Source organism: Embleya sp. AB8, assembly GCF_049739465.1.
Taxonomy (GTDB): Bacteria; Actinomycetota; Actinomycetes; order Streptomycetales; family Streptomycetaceae; genus Embleya.
In genome coordinates this window covers 152,869-167,520 of record NZ_JBMHHY010000004.1, presented here as the reverse complement: position 1 = coordinate 167,520, position 14,652 = coordinate 152,869, and the positions used below count along the sequence as shown (strand labels likewise).

The 14,652-nt window shown below is 72.1% G+C and carries 14 protein-coding genes and 1 riboswitch; of the genes, 10 read left to right on the top strand and 4 right to left on the bottom strand.

From position 1 onward, the window contains the following. The first annotated feature begins 16 nt into the window (after positions 1-16). The 5 genes from ABIA38_RS07445 to ABIA38_RS07425 all read left to right on the top strand — a co-directional run bounded on the left by ABIA38_RS07445 (position 17) and on the right by ABIA38_RS07425 (position 7,295). On the top strand, positions 17-1,165 hold the full coding sequence (locus ABIA38_RS07445; protein WP_424637845.1) for a hypothetical protein: 1,149 nt from the start codon (positions 17-19) through the stop codon (positions 1,163-1,165). 242 nt (positions 1,166-1,407) lie between these two features. Continuing rightward, the gene (locus ABIA38_RS07440; protein WP_424637644.1) at positions 1,408-3,552 is read left to right on the top strand and encodes a protein kinase domain-containing protein; all 2,145 of its coding nucleotides are present in this window, start codon (positions 1,408-1,410) and stop codon (positions 3,550-3,552) included. Between the two features lie 28 nt (positions 3,553-3,580). Continuing rightward, complete coding sequence (locus ABIA38_RS07435; protein ID WP_424637643.1) at positions 3,581-4,822, top strand: hypothetical protein; 1,242 nt, start codon at positions 3,581-3,583, stop codon at positions 4,820-4,822. Between the two features lie 164 nt (positions 4,823-4,986). Then, positions 4,987-5,754 (top strand): response regulator transcription factor, encoded by a 768-nt coding sequence (locus tag ABIA38_RS07430; protein WP_424637642.1) that lies wholly within the window; start codon positions 4,987-4,989, stop codon positions 5,752-5,754. Then, entirely contained in the window at positions 5,751-7,295 is a 1,545-nt protein-coding gene (locus ABIA38_RS07425; RefSeq protein ID WP_424637641.1) for a sensor histidine kinase, read from the top strand. Before ABIA38_RS07430 ends, ABIA38_RS07425 begins: the two co-directional genes overlap by 4 nt. On the opposite strand, the gene ABIA38_RS07420 is transcribed toward ABIA38_RS07425, so the two are convergent. Both ABIA38_RS07420 and ABIA38_RS07415 read right to left on the bottom strand, forming a co-directional pair. Further along, positions 7,274-7,852, bottom strand: a complete 579-nt coding sequence (locus ABIA38_RS07420; protein WP_424637640.1) for a hypothetical protein — start codon at positions 7,850-7,852, stop codon at positions 7,274-7,276. The two genes, ABIA38_RS07425 and ABIA38_RS07420, sit on opposite strands and share 22 nt — an antisense overlap. A 355-nt stretch (positions 7,853-8,207) precedes the next feature. Next, on the bottom strand, positions 8,208-8,534 hold the full coding sequence (locus tag ABIA38_RS07415; protein ID WP_424637844.1) for a DUF4158 domain-containing protein: 327 nt from the start codon (positions 8,532-8,534) through the stop codon (positions 8,208-8,210). A 373-nt stretch (positions 8,535-8,907) separates the two neighbouring features. Between ABIA38_RS07415 and ABIA38_RS07410 the strand changes: the two genes are divergently transcribed. Next, positions 8,908-9,327, top strand: a complete 420-nt coding sequence (locus ABIA38_RS07410) for a hypothetical protein (RefSeq protein WP_424637639.1) — start codon at positions 8,908-8,910, stop codon at positions 9,325-9,327. Continuing rightward, on the top strand, positions 9,291-9,584 hold the full coding sequence (locus ABIA38_RS07405) for a hypothetical protein (protein WP_424637638.1): 294 nt from the start codon (positions 9,291-9,293) through the stop codon (positions 9,582-9,584). The genes ABIA38_RS07410 and ABIA38_RS07405 overlap by 37 nt, the downstream gene beginning before the upstream one ends. Positions 9,585-9,633: 49 nt before the next feature. On the opposite strand, the gene ABIA38_RS07400 is transcribed toward ABIA38_RS07405, so the two are convergent. Together ABIA38_RS07400 and ABIA38_RS07395 are read right to left on the bottom strand one after the other, a co-directional pair. Next, positions 9,634-10,440, bottom strand: coding sequence for a GNAT family N-acetyltransferase (locus ABIA38_RS07400; protein WP_424637637.1), 807 nt, complete (start codon positions 10,438-10,440; stop codon positions 9,634-9,636). Between the two features lie 196 nt (positions 10,441-10,636). Next, positions 10,637-10,753: a putative leader peptide gene (locus ABIA38_RS07395; protein WP_424637636.1), complete on the bottom strand. Its 117-nt coding sequence runs from the start codon at positions 10,751-10,753 to the stop codon at positions 10,637-10,639. A 163-nt stretch (positions 10,754-10,916) separates the two neighbouring features. Next, a riboswitch (SAM riboswitch) is annotated at positions 10,917-11,025 on the top strand. Between the two features lie 33 nt (positions 11,026-11,058). Here ABIA38_RS07395 and ABIA38_RS07390 point away from each other — a divergent pair. The 3 genes from ABIA38_RS07390 to ABIA38_RS07380 all read left to right on the top strand — a co-directional run bounded on the left by ABIA38_RS07390 (position 11,059) and on the right by ABIA38_RS07380 (position 14,440). Further along, entirely contained in the window at positions 11,059-11,241 is a 183-nt protein-coding gene (locus tag ABIA38_RS07390; protein WP_424637635.1) for a hypothetical protein, read from the top strand. Between the two features lie 396 nt (positions 11,242-11,637). Next, entirely contained in the window at positions 11,638-12,864 is a 1,227-nt protein-coding gene (locus ABIA38_RS07385; RefSeq protein WP_424637634.1) for an LLM class flavin-dependent oxidoreductase, read from the top strand. Positions 12,865-12,940: 76 nt separating this feature from the next. Beyond that, positions 12,941-14,440, top strand: a complete 1,500-nt coding sequence (locus ABIA38_RS07380) for an NtaA/DmoA family FMN-dependent monooxygenase (protein WP_424637633.1) — start codon at positions 12,941-12,943, stop codon at positions 14,438-14,440. Positions 14,441-14,652 lie beyond the last annotated feature (212 nt).

Genomic DNA, 14,652 nt, shown 5'->3' with positions numbered 1-14,652 from the left:
GCCGCTGCTCGCGACCGTGCTGGTTGGGGTGCTCGTGGTGTTCGCGGTGTTCGCGGCGGGCCTCACGGGCAGCGCGTCGGCGGCCACCGGACCACCCGCACGGATGCACCGGCAGCTCTCGGCCGTCGACGTACCGGCCGGAGTCAGCGCCGGGGTCGCCGTGTTCGACCGGCAGACCGGCACCTTCACCGAACAGCTCGACGCCGACCGGCGGTTCCGCTCGGCATCGGTGGTCAAGCTGCTGATCGTGCTCGACTACCTGTGGGATCGCGGCCCCGCGTACCCGATCCCGGCGTCGGATCTCCCGTTGTTGCAAAGCATGTTGCGCAGCAGCGACGACGACGCGGCCGGCCTGTTCTGGTCCCGGGCCGGGTCGAGCGCGGTGGTCGATCGTATGGTCGCGCGCCTGCGGCTGGTCGACACGAGCCCGCCGGACGACGCGAACTTCTGGGGCTACACCGCGCTGTCCGCCGCCGACGTGGTCCGGATCTACCGCTACCTGCTCGATGCCGCACCCGCGCCGGTGCGCGACTTCGTACTGGGCAATCTGCGGCAGTCCACCCGCTGCGCGAGCGACACGTTCGATCAACACTTCGGCATCCCGGCCGCGTTCGACCGTCCGTGGGCGGTCAAGCAGGGCTGGTCGGGATTCGCCTCCGGGGGGTGCGGCACCGCGGGCAGCGAGTCCACGGATGTCCCGCCCGGCGGGGGAACGACACCGGACGGCCTGGATCTGGACCGCCCGGCACTGCATACCACCGGCACGGTCGGCGCGGGCGACCGCTCGATCGTGGCGGTGCTGACCCTGCACCCGATGGGGACGACATACGGGAAGGCGTACACCGACGTGACTCGGCTGACCCGGGCGCTGAACGTCCCCGGCGCGGTGCGGGCACCCGGCGACCGGTTCGGTACGTGGGGCACGGGGGTCCACGTCCGAACCGGCCCGTCGACCGGGTCCGCCGTGCTGACCACCCTGCCCGCCGGCGTGGAGGTGTCGGTGGGCTGCCAGGTGGCGGGCGAGCAGGTCACCGTGCCGCCGTACACCAACAAATGGTGGGCCTATCTGCCGCAGTACGGCGGCTATCTCACCAACATCTACCTCGTCTCGCCCGAGGACCGATTGCCCGGCGTGCCGGTCTGCCCGGCCACGCCGTCGCCCTGACGAGGGCGCCCAGGAACGGGCCGCGGGTCGTCGTCGCCTCGACATACCCCGCAACCGCCCGAGCAGGAGCCGCTTCGGCCACCCCCGAAGCGGCTCTCGCATGCGCCGGATGGTGGCGGAGGTGGCGGAGGTGGCGGTGGTGGCGCAGGAAAGGGGCGGCGGGGCGCGCCGGGCGGATGCTCGGTGCGGATCGCGTACGGTGAGGCGTTCGAAGGAGCGATGAGCCGAGCGCGGGGGTAGTGATGGAGCCGATCGGGGCCGAGGATCCGCCATGGATCGGATCGTTCGCGGTGCTCGGCCGACTGGGTGCGGGTGGCATGGGACAGGTGTTCCTGGCTCGCTCGCCCGGTGGGCGGCTGGTCGCGGTCAAGACGGTGCACGCGGAACTGGCGGCGGATCCGCGGTTTCGCCGACGGTTCGCGGCGGAGATCGCGGCGATGCGCCGGATCGGCGGGTTCTGGACGGCGGCCTTCGTCGACGCGGACGCCGATGCCCAGACGCCGTGGTTGGCCACGGAGTACATCGCGGGCCCGTCGCTGACCCAGGCCGTGGCGGCGCACGGACCGCTGCCCGAGTCGAGCGCACGACTGCTCGCGGCCGGACTGGCCGAGTCGTTGGCGGCGATCCACGCGGTCGGCCTGGTCCACCGTGATCTGAAGCCGTCCAATGTGCTGTTGGCCGCGGACGGCCCCCGGGTGATCGACTTCGGGATCGCCCGGATGCCGGCGGCGGACGTGACGGCCTTGACGCAGACCGGACATCTGGTCGGCTCGCCGGGATTCCTGTCGCCGGAGCAGGCGAAGGGGGACGAAGTCGGGCCGGCCGCCGATGTGTTCGGGGTCGGGCTGGTGATCGCGTACGCGACGACCGGGACTTCGCCGTTCGGCGCGGGCGACGCGGCGCAGCTGTTGTTCCGGGTGGTGTATCAGGACCCGCGACTGGACGAGGTCCCGGAGGGGTTGCGGCCGGTGGCGGCGGCCTGTCTGCGCCGGGATCCGGCCGAGCGGCCCACGCCGGCACGGATCCTCGCGATGTTGGACACGCCGGCGCGGGCGGCGGTGGACGACTGGCTGCCGGCGGCGCACTCGGCGCTGGTTCGGCGGCGGGTGGGCGAGGCCGACGGAGTGGGGGCGGACGGTGCGCGGACGGGGGACTCCGGGGCGGCTCGGGACTCCGGGGACGCGGTCACGCTGTCCAAGCGGGCGTCGGTGTCGGAGCAGCCGTCGACGGTCACGGTCGTGCCGGGGCTGCCGCCGAGGCCCGGGTACGCTCCCGGCTCGCCTGCGATGCCGGGCCCGCGCGCGATGTCGGGGCCGCCTGTGCAGCCGACCCTGCCTGCGATGCCGCCGCCCGCGATGCCTGGCCTGCCCGTGACGCCGGGCCCGCCCGTGCTGCCCGGCCCGGTGCCGGTTCCGGAGGGGGCACCGCTGCCGCCGGCGCAGCCGGGGATCGGGCGGCGGCGGTTGTTGATCGGCGGGGCAGTGGTGGCGGCTGCGGCGGTGGGCGGGACGACGTACCTGCTCACCCGGGACGGTGGCGGCACCGCGAACCCGGCGTCGGCGGGCGCGAATTCGAGTCCGAAGCCGCCGGCCGGGACGGGGTCGGCCCCGAACGTCCCGCAATCATCAGGCGGTTCGGCCGCCCTGCCCGACAAGTACCGGAGCGCCGGGGCCATCGTGGTCGGCCTGGACGCGAGCTACCCGCCCAACGAGTTCCTCCTCGGCGACGGCAGGATCGTCGGCATGACCGCCGACCTGGCCGTGGCGATCGGCAAGCAACTGGGCATCGGAATGACGCTGCGCAGCATGCCCTTCAGCGGGCTGCTGTCCGCGCTGTCGAGCGGCTCGGTCGACCTGGTCATGTCCTCGATGGCGGATACGAAGGCCCGGCAGGCCCAGGTCGACTTCGTCGACTACTTCAGCGCGGGTACGGCGATCCTGGTGCCCAAGGGCAATCCGCGCGGAATCCGCTCCCTGGCCGAGCTGTGCGGGTGCCGGGTGGCGACCCAACGCGGCACCGTCCAGGAGGAGTTGGCGGCCAGGGCGAGCACCCGATGCGGGGCCGCCGGTGCGCTGAGGATCACCTCGTTCGCCACCTTGGCCGAGGCCACGATTCAGATCCGGAAGGGTGCGATGGACGCGGGCCTGTTCGACTACCCGATCAGCGCGCGTGCGGCGGCGGCCTCGCAGGGCGCACTGGAGTTGGTGAACGGGCAGATCGAGACCGCGCCCTACGGCATCGCGGTGCGGAAGACCGATCAGCGGTTGCGCGATGCGGTCAAGCAGGCGTTGGAGGGGGTGGCGGCGAGCGGTGAGTACCTGGCGATCCTGACGAAGTGCGGGATGCCGGAGGGTGCGTTGACGAAGATCACGGTGAACGGGGGCTGAGGGGCGGGTGGTTGGGATGATGAACCCGATGGCCTTCCTGTTGGAGATCGCGCCCGCGCACCTGGTGGAGCCGGTGCTGGAGCGGTTGGGTGCATCGGCCCGGCAGGCGCTGTTGGTCGGCACCGTGTCGTTGCCCAAGGGTGTGCTGCTCGAAAGCGTGCTGCGGCGCGGCAATCCGGCCGAGACCGCCGCACTGGCCGGACATCCCGAGGCCGGGCCCGACCTGCTGGTCCGCCTTGCCGCCGACACCGCCGATCCGGCGACCGCGGCGCGGTTGTTCCGGCACGTACGGGCTTCGCGGGAGGTTCGGGTGCGCGCGATGCGCCTGGTGCCGGCCGCCGAACTGCTGGACCAGACCGGTTGGTACAACGCGCACACGGCCCCGGGCTTCCCGCTGCAGCGGTGCGTCGGCGCGGCGGTCGAACACGACGATCCCGGCGTGGTCGTGGCGGCCCTGACCCTGCTGGACCCCGAGGTGAACGATCTCGGTGCGCACGCCGTGCTGCTGCGAGGATGTCTGCGGCTGCTGGATCTGGCCGGGCCGCAGATTGCGGCGGACGCGGCGGCCCGGACGGACGCGGCGCTTCGCCGGTTGTGGTGGCACCGGTGGAAGCCGGATCCGGTGCTGAACCGGGCCCTCGACGCCCCTACGGACCGCGCGTCGCTGCTGGCCGCGCTCGACTACCTGAGCAGTACGCCGGTGCTGATCGAGCGCCTCCGGGCCGCTCGGGCCGGTGACTACAACGCCTCCCGCGTGGGGTTGCTGCTTGCGTCGCCACGCGGACCGCTGGACTGGGCGGCGATCCGGCACGCGCACGCCGAGGACCGACTGACCTTCGAGATGATCCGCGCCCTGACCGATGAGCCGGACTGCCCACCGGAGTTCCCCCAGGGCGTGGCGGAATCCCTCGACCGGCTGCGCCTGCCGCCGCGCGCGAAGGCGACTCCCGAGGAACTGGCGCGGGTGCTCCGGCGCTTGCGCTTCCTGCCGCCGGGGCCGGTGAACGACGTGGTACGCAACGCGCACGAGTGGCACCAACTGTCCACCGCGACCATCCTCGGCCAGGGCGAGCCCGCGCACCGCGCGCTGGCCCTCTTCGCCCACGCCACCCCCGCCGCCCTGGAACGGGTTCGCACCGCGACCGCGCGGGCGACCCGCGACACCCTGGGCGATCGTGCGGACGCGTGGGTGGTCGCGCTCACCCTGCTCCCGGACTTCCCCGGGTCGGTCCGCGAACTCCTCGACACGGCGGCGGCGGTCGCGGCCTGAACCCGGTTCGGCCGCAGTCCCCCCGGTACGCGCCGGCGCCGGCGCGGGCGCGAGGCGGCCGGCCGTACCGCAGCGCGCCGGGCGACATAGAGTCTCCCCACCTCTGAGTTTCCCCACTTCGTCTCCCCACCTCCGAGCGAACAGCGAACGCGGGACGGCACACGATGACCACGACCCCAGGAATCGACGGCGCACGACGGGACGGCGACGCCGGACCACGGCCGCGCCTGCTCGTCGTCGACGACGACCCCGCCATCCGTCGCGCGCTCGAACGCGGTCTGCGACTGGCCGGTTACCAGGTGCAGTTGGCCTCCGACGGGGCGGCCGCGCTCACCGCCGCCGGCACCCCCGAACGACCCGCGCCGCATCCACCCCAGGCGATCGTCCTGGACGTGGCGATGCCCGGACTGTCCGGCATCGAGGTCTGCGCGATGTTGCGCGAACGCGGCGTGGAGACGCCGATCCTGATGTTGTCCGCCCGGGACGAGACGGCCGATCGGATCACCGGGTTGGAATCGGGCGCGGACGACTACCTGGTCAAACCGTTCGACCTGCGCGAGCTGGAACTGCGGCTGCGGGCACTGCTGCGCCGCCGGCCGCCGGTCGCGACGGGGGAGCCGGTGGTGCGTGCCGGGCCGCTGATCCTGGACGCCGCCGCACATCTGGCCACCCATCAGGGCGAGGTGGTGAACCTGACGGCACGTGAGTTCGCGTTGCTCGACGTCTTCGTCCGCAATGCGGGGTTGGTGCTGACCCGCGATCAGCTGTTGGCCCGGGTCTGGGGCTACGACTTCGAGGTACGGACCGATGTGGTCGACACCTTCGTCAGCTACCTGCGCCGGAAGTTGGAGGCGGGAGGTCGGCCGCGTCTGGTGCATACGGTGCGCGGGGTCGGCTTCGTACTGCGGGTGCCCGCGGCCGGCCCGCGATGACACCGACGACGGCGGCCTGCGGGGTCGTCGCGAAGTTGCGCCGGCGGTTCGCGATGCGGCTGTCCACCCGGATCGCGCTGGCCGTCGCCGTCCTCGTACCGCTGCTGGTCGTCGCCGCCGGAGGACTGGTCGTCGGATGGGTCACCGCCGATGTGACCCACCGTCAGGATCTGACCCTGCGCCAACGGGCCGACCGACTCGCCCCCGACGCACGGGCGTTGGTACGCGCCGTGGCGAACGATCGGGAGAGTGCGGTCCGGGTCCGGGAGAACAAGCTGCTCGACGGCGCGCTCGACGTCGGCGTACGGGTGGAGCTGCCCGGCGGACCGGTATCCGCCGGGCCGCAACCGCCCTTCGACGTGGCGTTGCCCGAGGCCCGGCACACCGGCCCGGTCACGGTGCATGCGGGCGGGAGGGCGTGGCGCATGGTCACCCGGCCGCTCGGCTCGATGCGCGGCGCGGGCACCGCCACACTGCGCGTCTTCCAGCCGACCGCCGAGACCGAGGCCCGGACCGCGCTGCTGCGTCGGCGGGTGGTCGTGGTCGCGGCATTCGCCGTACCGATCTCGGCGCTGGCCGGGCTGGTCGTGGCCACCACCGCGACCCGGTCGTTGCGGGCACTGCGCCGGCGGGCGGCGGCGATCGAACCGGACGACGCGGCGCGCCCGGACGTACACGTGCCCTCGGGCGTGGCCGAGGTGGACGAGTTGGGTCGTACCCTGGCCGACGTCCTGGACCGCTACGACGCGCAGAGCGCGCGGACCCGGGAGGCACTGGACACGGCCCGCGCGTTCGCCGCGACGGTGGACCACGAACTACGCGGGCCGCTCACCGGGATGCGTACCGATCTGGACGTCCTGGCGGCCTATCCCGACCTGTCGCCGGTCGAACGGGCCGAGATCCTGGCCGATCTGACGGCGGGTCACGAGCGGATGTTGTCGCTGTTGGCGTCGCTGCGGGCGCTGGCGCAGGGGGACCTGGCCGACGAGCAGGCGTTCGAGCGGGTGGATGTGGCGGAGTTGGCGCATGCGGCGGCCCACGATGCGCGGCTGCGGCATCCGGAGGCGGAGATCGTGGTCGCCGCGCCGGAGGACGTGCAGGTGGACGGGCTGCGGGCCGGGTTGCGGCTGGTGCTGGACAACCTGATCGGCAACGCGCTCGTCCATGGGCACGGACCGGGGGAGCCGGCCTCGATCCGGATCGGCGTCGAGACGGGGGTGGACGGGGCTCGTGGGGCTCGGGTATGGGTGGACGACGCCGGCCCCGGGATCCCGGAGGAGCGGCGGGAGGCGGTCTTCGAGCGTTTCCGACGCGGGCCGGACAGTCCCGGGGCGGGGTTGGGGCTGACGCTGGTGGCGCAGCAGGTGGCCCTGCATCTGGGGCGGGTGGTGGTGGGGACGCCGCCGGGTGGGAGCGGGACGCGGGTGGAGGTGTTGTTGCCGGTGCGGACGGGGGAGACCCGGGAGATTCGGCACGATTGGCTGACCCGGCGCTCTTCCCTTATAGCTGCCGTCACCCGTCACGTAGCGGAGCGTGACTGACTCCCGAGATCTGTGGTGGGGGTGTGCAGGTTGACGCGGTTCTCGTACTCGCGGCGGGCCTTGCGCTGAGCCGGGACCGCCGCAGCGCCGTCGAGGGCCTGGCAGAGGTCGAGGAGTCGGCGGCGGATCGCGGGCACAGCCGTAATGCGCAAGGTGTAGCCCTGGCCGCCCCGTACGGTCACGCCCTGCTCGAGCACGACGCGCTCGACCGGAGCCAGGGCGGCGGCGCGCAGGAAGTCGGCCACCTTCCCCGGCATATCGAGGACCACCGACAACTCCGGGGCCGGGGTGCCCGCGTCGACGACCGTGTACTCGGGCAGCAGATCCGCGACGGCGGTGCGGATGGCGCCGCGGCTGACGTCGTGATTGCGGGCGAGGGCGGCGATGGACTCACCTTCCAGGTACGCGGTGCGCACGGCCTCGGTCTGCCCGGCCGGAACAGCCGGGCGGCGCCCGCCCTTGTTGCCCTTGGCCTCGGCTGCCCGCAGCCCGTCGTACGTCAGCTCGCGTTGGAGGTCACGCTGGAGTTCGCCGGCGGCGGCGAGGGTCTGCACCATGAACTTGACGTGACAGAAGTTCTCCGGTGCGCGGGTGGCGAGCGGTGAGATCCATCGCGGAGAACGCACCGTCGTGGATGCGCAGGGCGAGGCGAGATCTGGGGCGGCCCATTTCGTCGGTAACCCCAGGTTGCGGGCCTCCCACAACCCTCCCTGTCACACCCCGGTGTCAGACTGGCGGCACAACGAAGCTTCGGAAGGGCAGGGCGTTGCGGCAGGGGTCACCCGTCGAGCGTCACTGCTCAGGGTGGCTGGTGCCACGGGGGGATGTGCGGCTGTGATCTTCGACAGTCTTGATGTGTCGTACGGCGGCACCGGGCCGCGACCGCTGCCATGAGGCGCTCACGCGAGAGCTCTACCGGGCAGAGCTCGGCGGCCAGCTACCCGCGAGCCGCTCCCGGTCCTCCTCGGTACCCGCGCGGAACCCGAAAGCCGTACGAATCTCCGTGCGGTGCCGGGTGATCGCCCTGCCCTGCCAGTCGTACGCGGCCCACTCCTCGGCCGGTACCTTCACCTGCTGGGCCACGTACGCCACGGCAGGCGCCGGAACTTCTCCCGCATTCTCAGGGAACCACGCCTCGACCTCGAAGAACTTGAGCATCAGGGCGAAGCCCAGCCGATTCGCCCCAGTCTTGTTTCGCAGCCGCACCACTTCGTCCTCAAGAAGCGTCCAGACCTCGATCAGGTCCTATGGCTCCCATACCTGCCGCACCCATGCCTCCGCGCGTCAACCAACTTGGATCTCCACAGCGTGGCGATCACCGGTCTCAACGGGACGGGAAGCGCTGAACCGCACCCCAGGGCCATCACGTTTTGCTACATGACGGGTGGCGGCAGCTATACGAGAACACGGTCGACCCGGGTGGGGTGAGGGGTAAGGGGTGCGGGTGGGTGATTTGGCTCGGGGTTCGGTTGGTTGGTTGGCTGGTTGCTTAGTTGGTTGCTTCACAAGAAGTCCACACGTGGCCCACAAGAACCCCACAGAAGTGGGATCTACCGTCGGCGGCACGCCACCCCGAAGTGGGGTGGTGAACCGTGAACTCGGGAGATCGACCATGTCTCGCCGTACCACCACCCTGCGCACGCGCGCGTCCAAACGCCTGGCCACGGTCGGCGCCCTCGCGGCCGTCACCACGCTCGGCGCGCTGATCTCGGCCCCCGCCGCCCAGGCGGGTGCCCGGCCCGCCGGTGCCAAGCACAAGCCGGCCATCTGCAAGCGAATCCCCACCATCGACACCCGTCTGACCAAGTCGATTGCGCGACTGAGCGGCGACGCCAAGGTCAACGGCTCGATCGCGCACCTCCAGGCCCGGATCGCCCAGGCGGAGAAGTCGAACCGACCGGCGGTGAAGGCTTATCTGAACGACGTGTTGACGACTCGTCAGCGCCTGTTGCCGGAGCTGCAGCAGCGCAAGACGGACCTGGCGAACGTCAAGACATGGTGCGACACACAGCCGTCGGCCGCGAAGAAGTGATCGGCGGCGCGGCGATGGGTGCGCGGCATCGCCGGGCCGGCGCGGCCCTGGTCGCCGTCCTGGCGCTCGGCGGGTCGTTGGGCGCGTGTGGCGGATCCGACCACAGCGGCGGCGCCGGCAACGGCTCGGCGCCGGCCGCGACCCGGGCCGTTCCGGACGACCTGCCCTCGGCCCTGGCGAGCAGTGTCGCCGAGGCGGAGAAGGCGGCGGACCGGGCGGATCGGGACGCCACTGCGGCGGAGACGCCGTCGGGGTGAGGTGAGGTACTGCGGCGGGGTGGGGTCTTGGCTGGGTTTCGGTGGGCCCCTACCCGGTGGGTACGCGCAGTTCCGCGTCCACCTTCACCTCGGTTGCCGCTGGTGTTTGCACTCGTGCTTGGCCTCGTGTGTGCGCTTGCCCTTGCGCTTGTGCTTCCGCTTCCGTGCGGGCAGCCGGGACGCGTACGGCGAGGAAGGTCGGGTTGCGGCGCAGTTGGAACCCGAGGGATTCGTAGAGGCGGATCGCGGTGACGTTCTCGGCCGACGCGTGCAGGAACGGTGTCTCGCCGCGGTCCCTGATTCCGGCGACCAGGGCCCGGACCAGGCGGCCGGCCAGGCCGAGTCCGCGCCGGGCCGGGTCGGTGCAGACCGCGCTGATCTCGGTCCAGCCGGGCGGGTGCAGCCGTTCCCCGGCCATCGCGATCAGCGCCCCGCCGTGGCGGACGCCGAGGTAGGTACCCATTTCGACGGTTCGGGGCCGGAACGGGCCCGGTTGGGTGCGGGCGATCAGGTCGAGCATCTCCGGTACGTCGGCCGCGCCGAGCCGGACCAGGGAGTCGTCGGGGCTGCCGGTGACGGCGTCGCCGAGCAGTTGCACGCTGGGGATCCGCATCACCACCTCCCACGACTCGGGCAGGCGCAGGTGCTCCCCGTTGGTCAGCGGTACGACCGCGCCGGGGCCGGCGAGTGCGGCGAGGTCGGCCCAGTCCGCCGGGCCGGCGTCCTCGGGGAGCGCCGCGAACGGGGACACGGTGGTGGGATAGCGCACCACCCGCCCACGACGCTCGGCCAGCGCGGCATGCGGGCCGGTCAGGGACGTGTAGGCCGCGTTGTCCAGGACGTGTGCGTCGGTCATGGGCGCCGCCGACCGGTAATCGGCACGTGGGCTTGGGACATCGTCGATCCACTCCGCTCTGTCGCGTCGGGCGTCCATGGCATCCAGGGCGTCTCGTGGTGTCGCGTGCATTGCGTGCGTCGCGTGCCGGGAGGGTCGTTCGCGCGCCGGGTCATCGGGTCGGTGACCCGATTCCGGACGGCGCCGGCGGGACGACTCAGGAGCGGCAGCCGCAGCGGCAGCCGCAGCCGCGCGGGGCGGGCGGACACGCGGCACTGGTCACCCGCAGCAGGTCGATGTGCCTGCGGGTCGCGAACCGGATCCAAGCCTGCATGATCGGCAGGTTACGAGTTTGCCCGGCCTCCGTCAAAGGGCTTGCGCGGTGGCCAAGGTGCCTGGTCGGGTTGGCCGTTGCCGCCGATCGGGTCGATGGACAAGACCCGGCGGGCTGAGCTAGCGTCGCGACATCGGCCGATATCGGTCGACGCCGCAGTGCGTGTCACGAGTGCCGACGTTCCCCCGGCTTGTCGGTCGGCAACCCTCCTTCGCGATGGGTGCCCCCGGGGGCGGACACGGTCGCGCGTCATTCGCGTGGCAACGAGGGCCCATCCCATCGGGCCCGGGCAAGGGGACGATGACATGAGCAGGTGTGTGAAGCCGGCGGACCGCCGCGCCGCCACGCCCGCCGTCCCGGACGCCGACACCCGGGCGCCGCTGCCCGTCTCGGCCGCCCGCGAATTCGGCGCGCCGTCGCCCCGGGCGCGGTTGACCCGGCGGTTGTTCATCGATCTGCGCCGCTCCGCCGGCTCCCTGTGTCACTGACCTGACCGATACTTCCGGCCGCTCGGGCCGGCGGGCCGGTCCGCCGCGGGTGTCGTGTGTGTCGCGGGTGCCACGCGTACGCCCTCAACCGGTGAACTCGGCCTGAAATTCCGTACGTTCGTCGGCCGGCAGACAGCTCGCAGGCCGGCTCCTCGCCACGTCGCGACACGTCGCGCGTCGCGCCGCGTCGCGCCACGTCGTGCCACGTCGTGCCCACAGCCGTCCGGTGCCGTCGCCTGGCGCCGTCGTGCCCGATGCCCTCATGCCCAGCGTCCTCATGCCCAGCGTCCTCATGCCCAGCGTCCTCGTGCCCGCTGTTCGGGCACGAGACGAATCGCCGCATTCCATCGCGGCAACCCGTCGAAGCAAAAGTCGATCAGAAAGCGAGACCCACCGATGACCCCCGTTGCGCGCTCCGCCGCCCCATTGCACCTCGCCGTCGCCCTGGACGGTGCCGGTTGGCATCCGGCCGCCTGGCGCGAACCCGACGCGCGGCCGGGCGAGTTGTTCACCGCCCGCTATTGGACCGACCTGGTGGCCGAGGCCGAAGCGGGCCTACTCGACTTCGTCACCATCGAGGACTCCCTGGCCCCGCAGTCCACCCGATTCGACGGCCCGGACGCCCGTACCGACCAGGTCCGCGGTCGCCTGGACGCGGTACTGATCGCCTCCCGAGTCGCGCCGCTGACCGCGCACATCGGGCTGATCCCGACGGCGACGGTGACCCACACCGAGCCGTTCCACGTCTCCAAGGCGATCGCCACCCTCGACTACGTCAGCCTCGGCCGGGCGGGTTGGCGGGCCCAGGTGTCGCGGCCGGCGGAGAACCCGCACTTCGGGCGTCGCGAGCACGCGCCGTTCGCCGTCGAGGACTTCGACCGGCCCGAGGTGGTCGCCGCCGTCGCGGAACTGTTCGCCGAGGCCGAGGACTTCGTCGAGGTGGTGCGCCGCTTGTGGGACAGCTGGGAGGACGACGCGGAGATCCGGGACGCGGCGACCGAGCGGTTCATCGACCGTGAAAAGGTGCACTACGTAGACTTCGTCGGGCCCAGGTTCCGGGTGCGCGGCCCGTCGATCGTGCCGCGCCCGCCGCAGGGCCAGCCGCTGGTCACCGTACTGGCCCACGCCACGGTGCCGTACCGGCTCGGCGCCCGCTCGGCCGACGTCGTCCATGTGACCCCGCGCGATCACGACGACGCGCTTGCCATCGTCACCGAGATCCGGGCCGAACAGCGCGACGCCGGGCGGGAGTCCGAGACCGTGCACGTCTTCGGCGACGTGGTCGTCTTCCTCGACGAGAGCGCCGCGGCGGCCCGGGACCGCAAGGCCCGCCTCGACGACCTGGACGGGACGGAATACGCGAGCGACGCCCTGGTGTTCACCGGCACCGCCGCCGAACTCGCCGACCTGCTCCAGGATTGGCAGCGGGCCGGGCTGACCGGATACCGGCTGCGCCCGGCCGCACTCCCGCACGACCTGCACGCGATTTCCCGGGAGTTGGTGCCGGAGCTGCAACGACGTGGGGCCTTCCGTACCGAGTACGCGGCCGGTTCGCTGCGCTCCCGGCTCGGCCTGCCGCGCCCCGCGAGCCGCTACGCGAAGCCCACGGCGGTCGCGTCGTGACCGGCGGCCCGTCGTCGTTGTCGTCGTATCCCCGACCCGCCGCCGTCCCGGCAATCGTCCGAAGGGACCTATCCCGATGAGCACTTCGAGCACTTCCGGCACTTCCGGCACTTCGAGCACTTCCAGCACGTTCAACACCTCGAACACTCTGGGCACCCCGAGCACCTCCCGCCCCCGCAAGCAGATCATCCTCGGCGCCTATGTCGGCGGCGTGAACCACCACACCGTATGGTCCGATCCGGAGGCCGGCAGTCAGATCGACTTCGCCTCGTTCCGCCACGTGGCGCAGACCGCCGAACGCGGCCTGTTCGACTTCTTCTTCCTCGCTGAGGGCCTGGCCCTGCGCGAACGCCAGGGCCGCATCTTCGACCAGGACATCGTCGGCCGCCCCGACACGCTGCCCGTACTCAGCGCACTCGCCGCGGTCACCGAACACCTGGGTCTGATCGGTACGGTCAACGCGACCTTCAACGAACCCTACGAACTGGCCCGCCAGTTGAGCTCGCTCGACCACCTCTCCGGAGGTCGCGCCGGGTGGAATGTGGTCACCTCGTTCGACGCGTTCACCGGCGGCAACTTCCGGCGCGGCGGGTTCCTGGACCGGAACGACCGCTACGCCCGGGCCGGGGAGTTCCTGGCCGCGGCCCGTGAACTGTGGGACTCCTGGGCGGCGGACGCGGTGGCCGCCGACCGGGACGCGGGGGTCTTCCTGCGGGACCCGAAGGCCGGCGAATTCGACTTCACCGGCGAGCAGTTCGACATCTCCGGCCGCTTCAACGTGCCGCGCAGCCCGCAGGGCCGCCCGGTGATCCTGCAGGCGGGCGTCTCGCCGCAGGGCCGCGACTTCGCCGCCGGCGGCGCGGATGCGATCTTCTCGCCCTATCACCGACTCGACGAGGCCCAGCCGTTCTACCGGGACATCCAGGCCCGGGCGGTTCGTCTCGGTCGACCCGCCGGTTCGGTGAAGCTGCTGCCGTCCGCGTCCTTCGTACTGGGCGACACCGAGGCCGACGCCATCGAGCGGCACCGCGACATCACCCGGCGGCAGATCACCGGGCGTACCGCGCAGATCCTGCTGGAAGGCGTCTGGAACCGCGACCTGTCCGGCTACGACCCGGACGGTCCGCTGCCCGACATCGACCCCGACCTCGACGGGCCGCCGGTGATCCGCGGTCGGGCCCGGATCGGCGAGGACGCCCACCGGCGGGTCGCCGAATGGCGCGCGCTGGCCGAGGCCAACTCGTACTCGCTGCGCGAGGTGGCCATCCATGCCTTCGGCCGTACGGAGTTCGTCGGTACGCCGGAGCAAGTCGCCGAGCGGATCGACTCGTTCGTGCAACAGGACGGCTCGGACGGCTTCATCCTCGGCTCGCACCTGACCCCGACGGGCCTGGACGAGTTCGTCGACAAGGTGGTGCCGTTGCTGCAGGAACGCGGTTCGCTGCGTACCGAGTACAGCGGTACGACGCTGCGCGACAACCTGGGCATCCCGCTGAACGAGGTGGCGGCGGGGGCCGGGGCAGGATCGGGGGCGAGAACGGGAGCCGGCGCGGAGGCTTCGGCGCAGGTGGCGTAGGGCCTACGCCGTAGCGGTGGCGGGGTTGGGGTTGGGGTGGGCCCGCGTCGACCCCAACCCCGCCACCGCAGGCGTCCGGGGCGGAAAATGATTTGCGGGCCGGGTGGCGACTCGGGTAGACGTAATCGCCGGATCCCCGGCGGCGGCAGGCCGCGGGGCCAGGACGGTGAGAGGAGGGGATAAGCCCATGATCGCCATGATCACTGCGCCTG

Coding starts and splice junctions, on each gene's coding strand:
- ABIA38_RS07390 (WP_424637635.1), top strand. CDS start 11,059: ATGAGCAGGTGTGTGAAGCCGGCGGACCGCCGCGCCGCCACGCCCGCC.
- ABIA38_RS07410 (WP_424637639.1), top strand. CDS start 8,908: ATGTCTCGCCGTACCACCACCCTGCGCACGCGCGCGTCCAAACGCCTG.
- ABIA38_RS07385 (WP_424637634.1), top strand. CDS start 11,638: ATGACCCCCGTTGCGCGCTCCGCCGCCCCATTGCACCTCGCCGTCGCC.
- ABIA38_RS07395 (WP_424637636.1), bottom strand. CDS start 10,753: ATGCAGGCTTGGATCCGGTTCGCGACCCGCAGGCACATCGACCTGCTG.
- ABIA38_RS07405 (WP_424637638.1), top strand. CDS start 9,291: ATGGTGCGACACACAGCCGTCGGCCGCGAAGAAGTGATCGGCGGCGCG.
- ABIA38_RS07425 (WP_424637641.1), top strand. CDS start 5,751: ATGACACCGACGACGGCGGCCTGCGGGGTCGTCGCGAAGTTGCGCCGG.
- ABIA38_RS07400 (WP_424637637.1), bottom strand. CDS start 10,440: ATGACCGACGCACACGTCCTGGACAACGCGGCCTACACGTCCCTGACC.
- ABIA38_RS07420 (WP_424637640.1), bottom strand. CDS start 7,852: ATGGTGCAGACCCTCGCCGCCGCCGGCGAACTCCAGCGTGACCTCCAA.
- ABIA38_RS07380 (WP_424637633.1), top strand. CDS start 12,941: ATGAGCACTTCGAGCACTTCCGGCACTTCCGGCACTTCGAGCACTTCC.
- ABIA38_RS07430 (WP_424637642.1), top strand. CDS start 4,987: ATGACCACGACCCCAGGAATCGACGGCGCACGACGGGACGGCGACGCC.
- ABIA38_RS07435 (WP_424637643.1), top strand. CDS start 3,581: ATGGCCTTCCTGTTGGAGATCGCGCCCGCGCACCTGGTGGAGCCGGTG.
- ABIA38_RS07440 (WP_424637644.1), top strand. CDS start 1,408: ATGGAGCCGATCGGGGCCGAGGATCCGCCATGGATCGGATCGTTCGCG.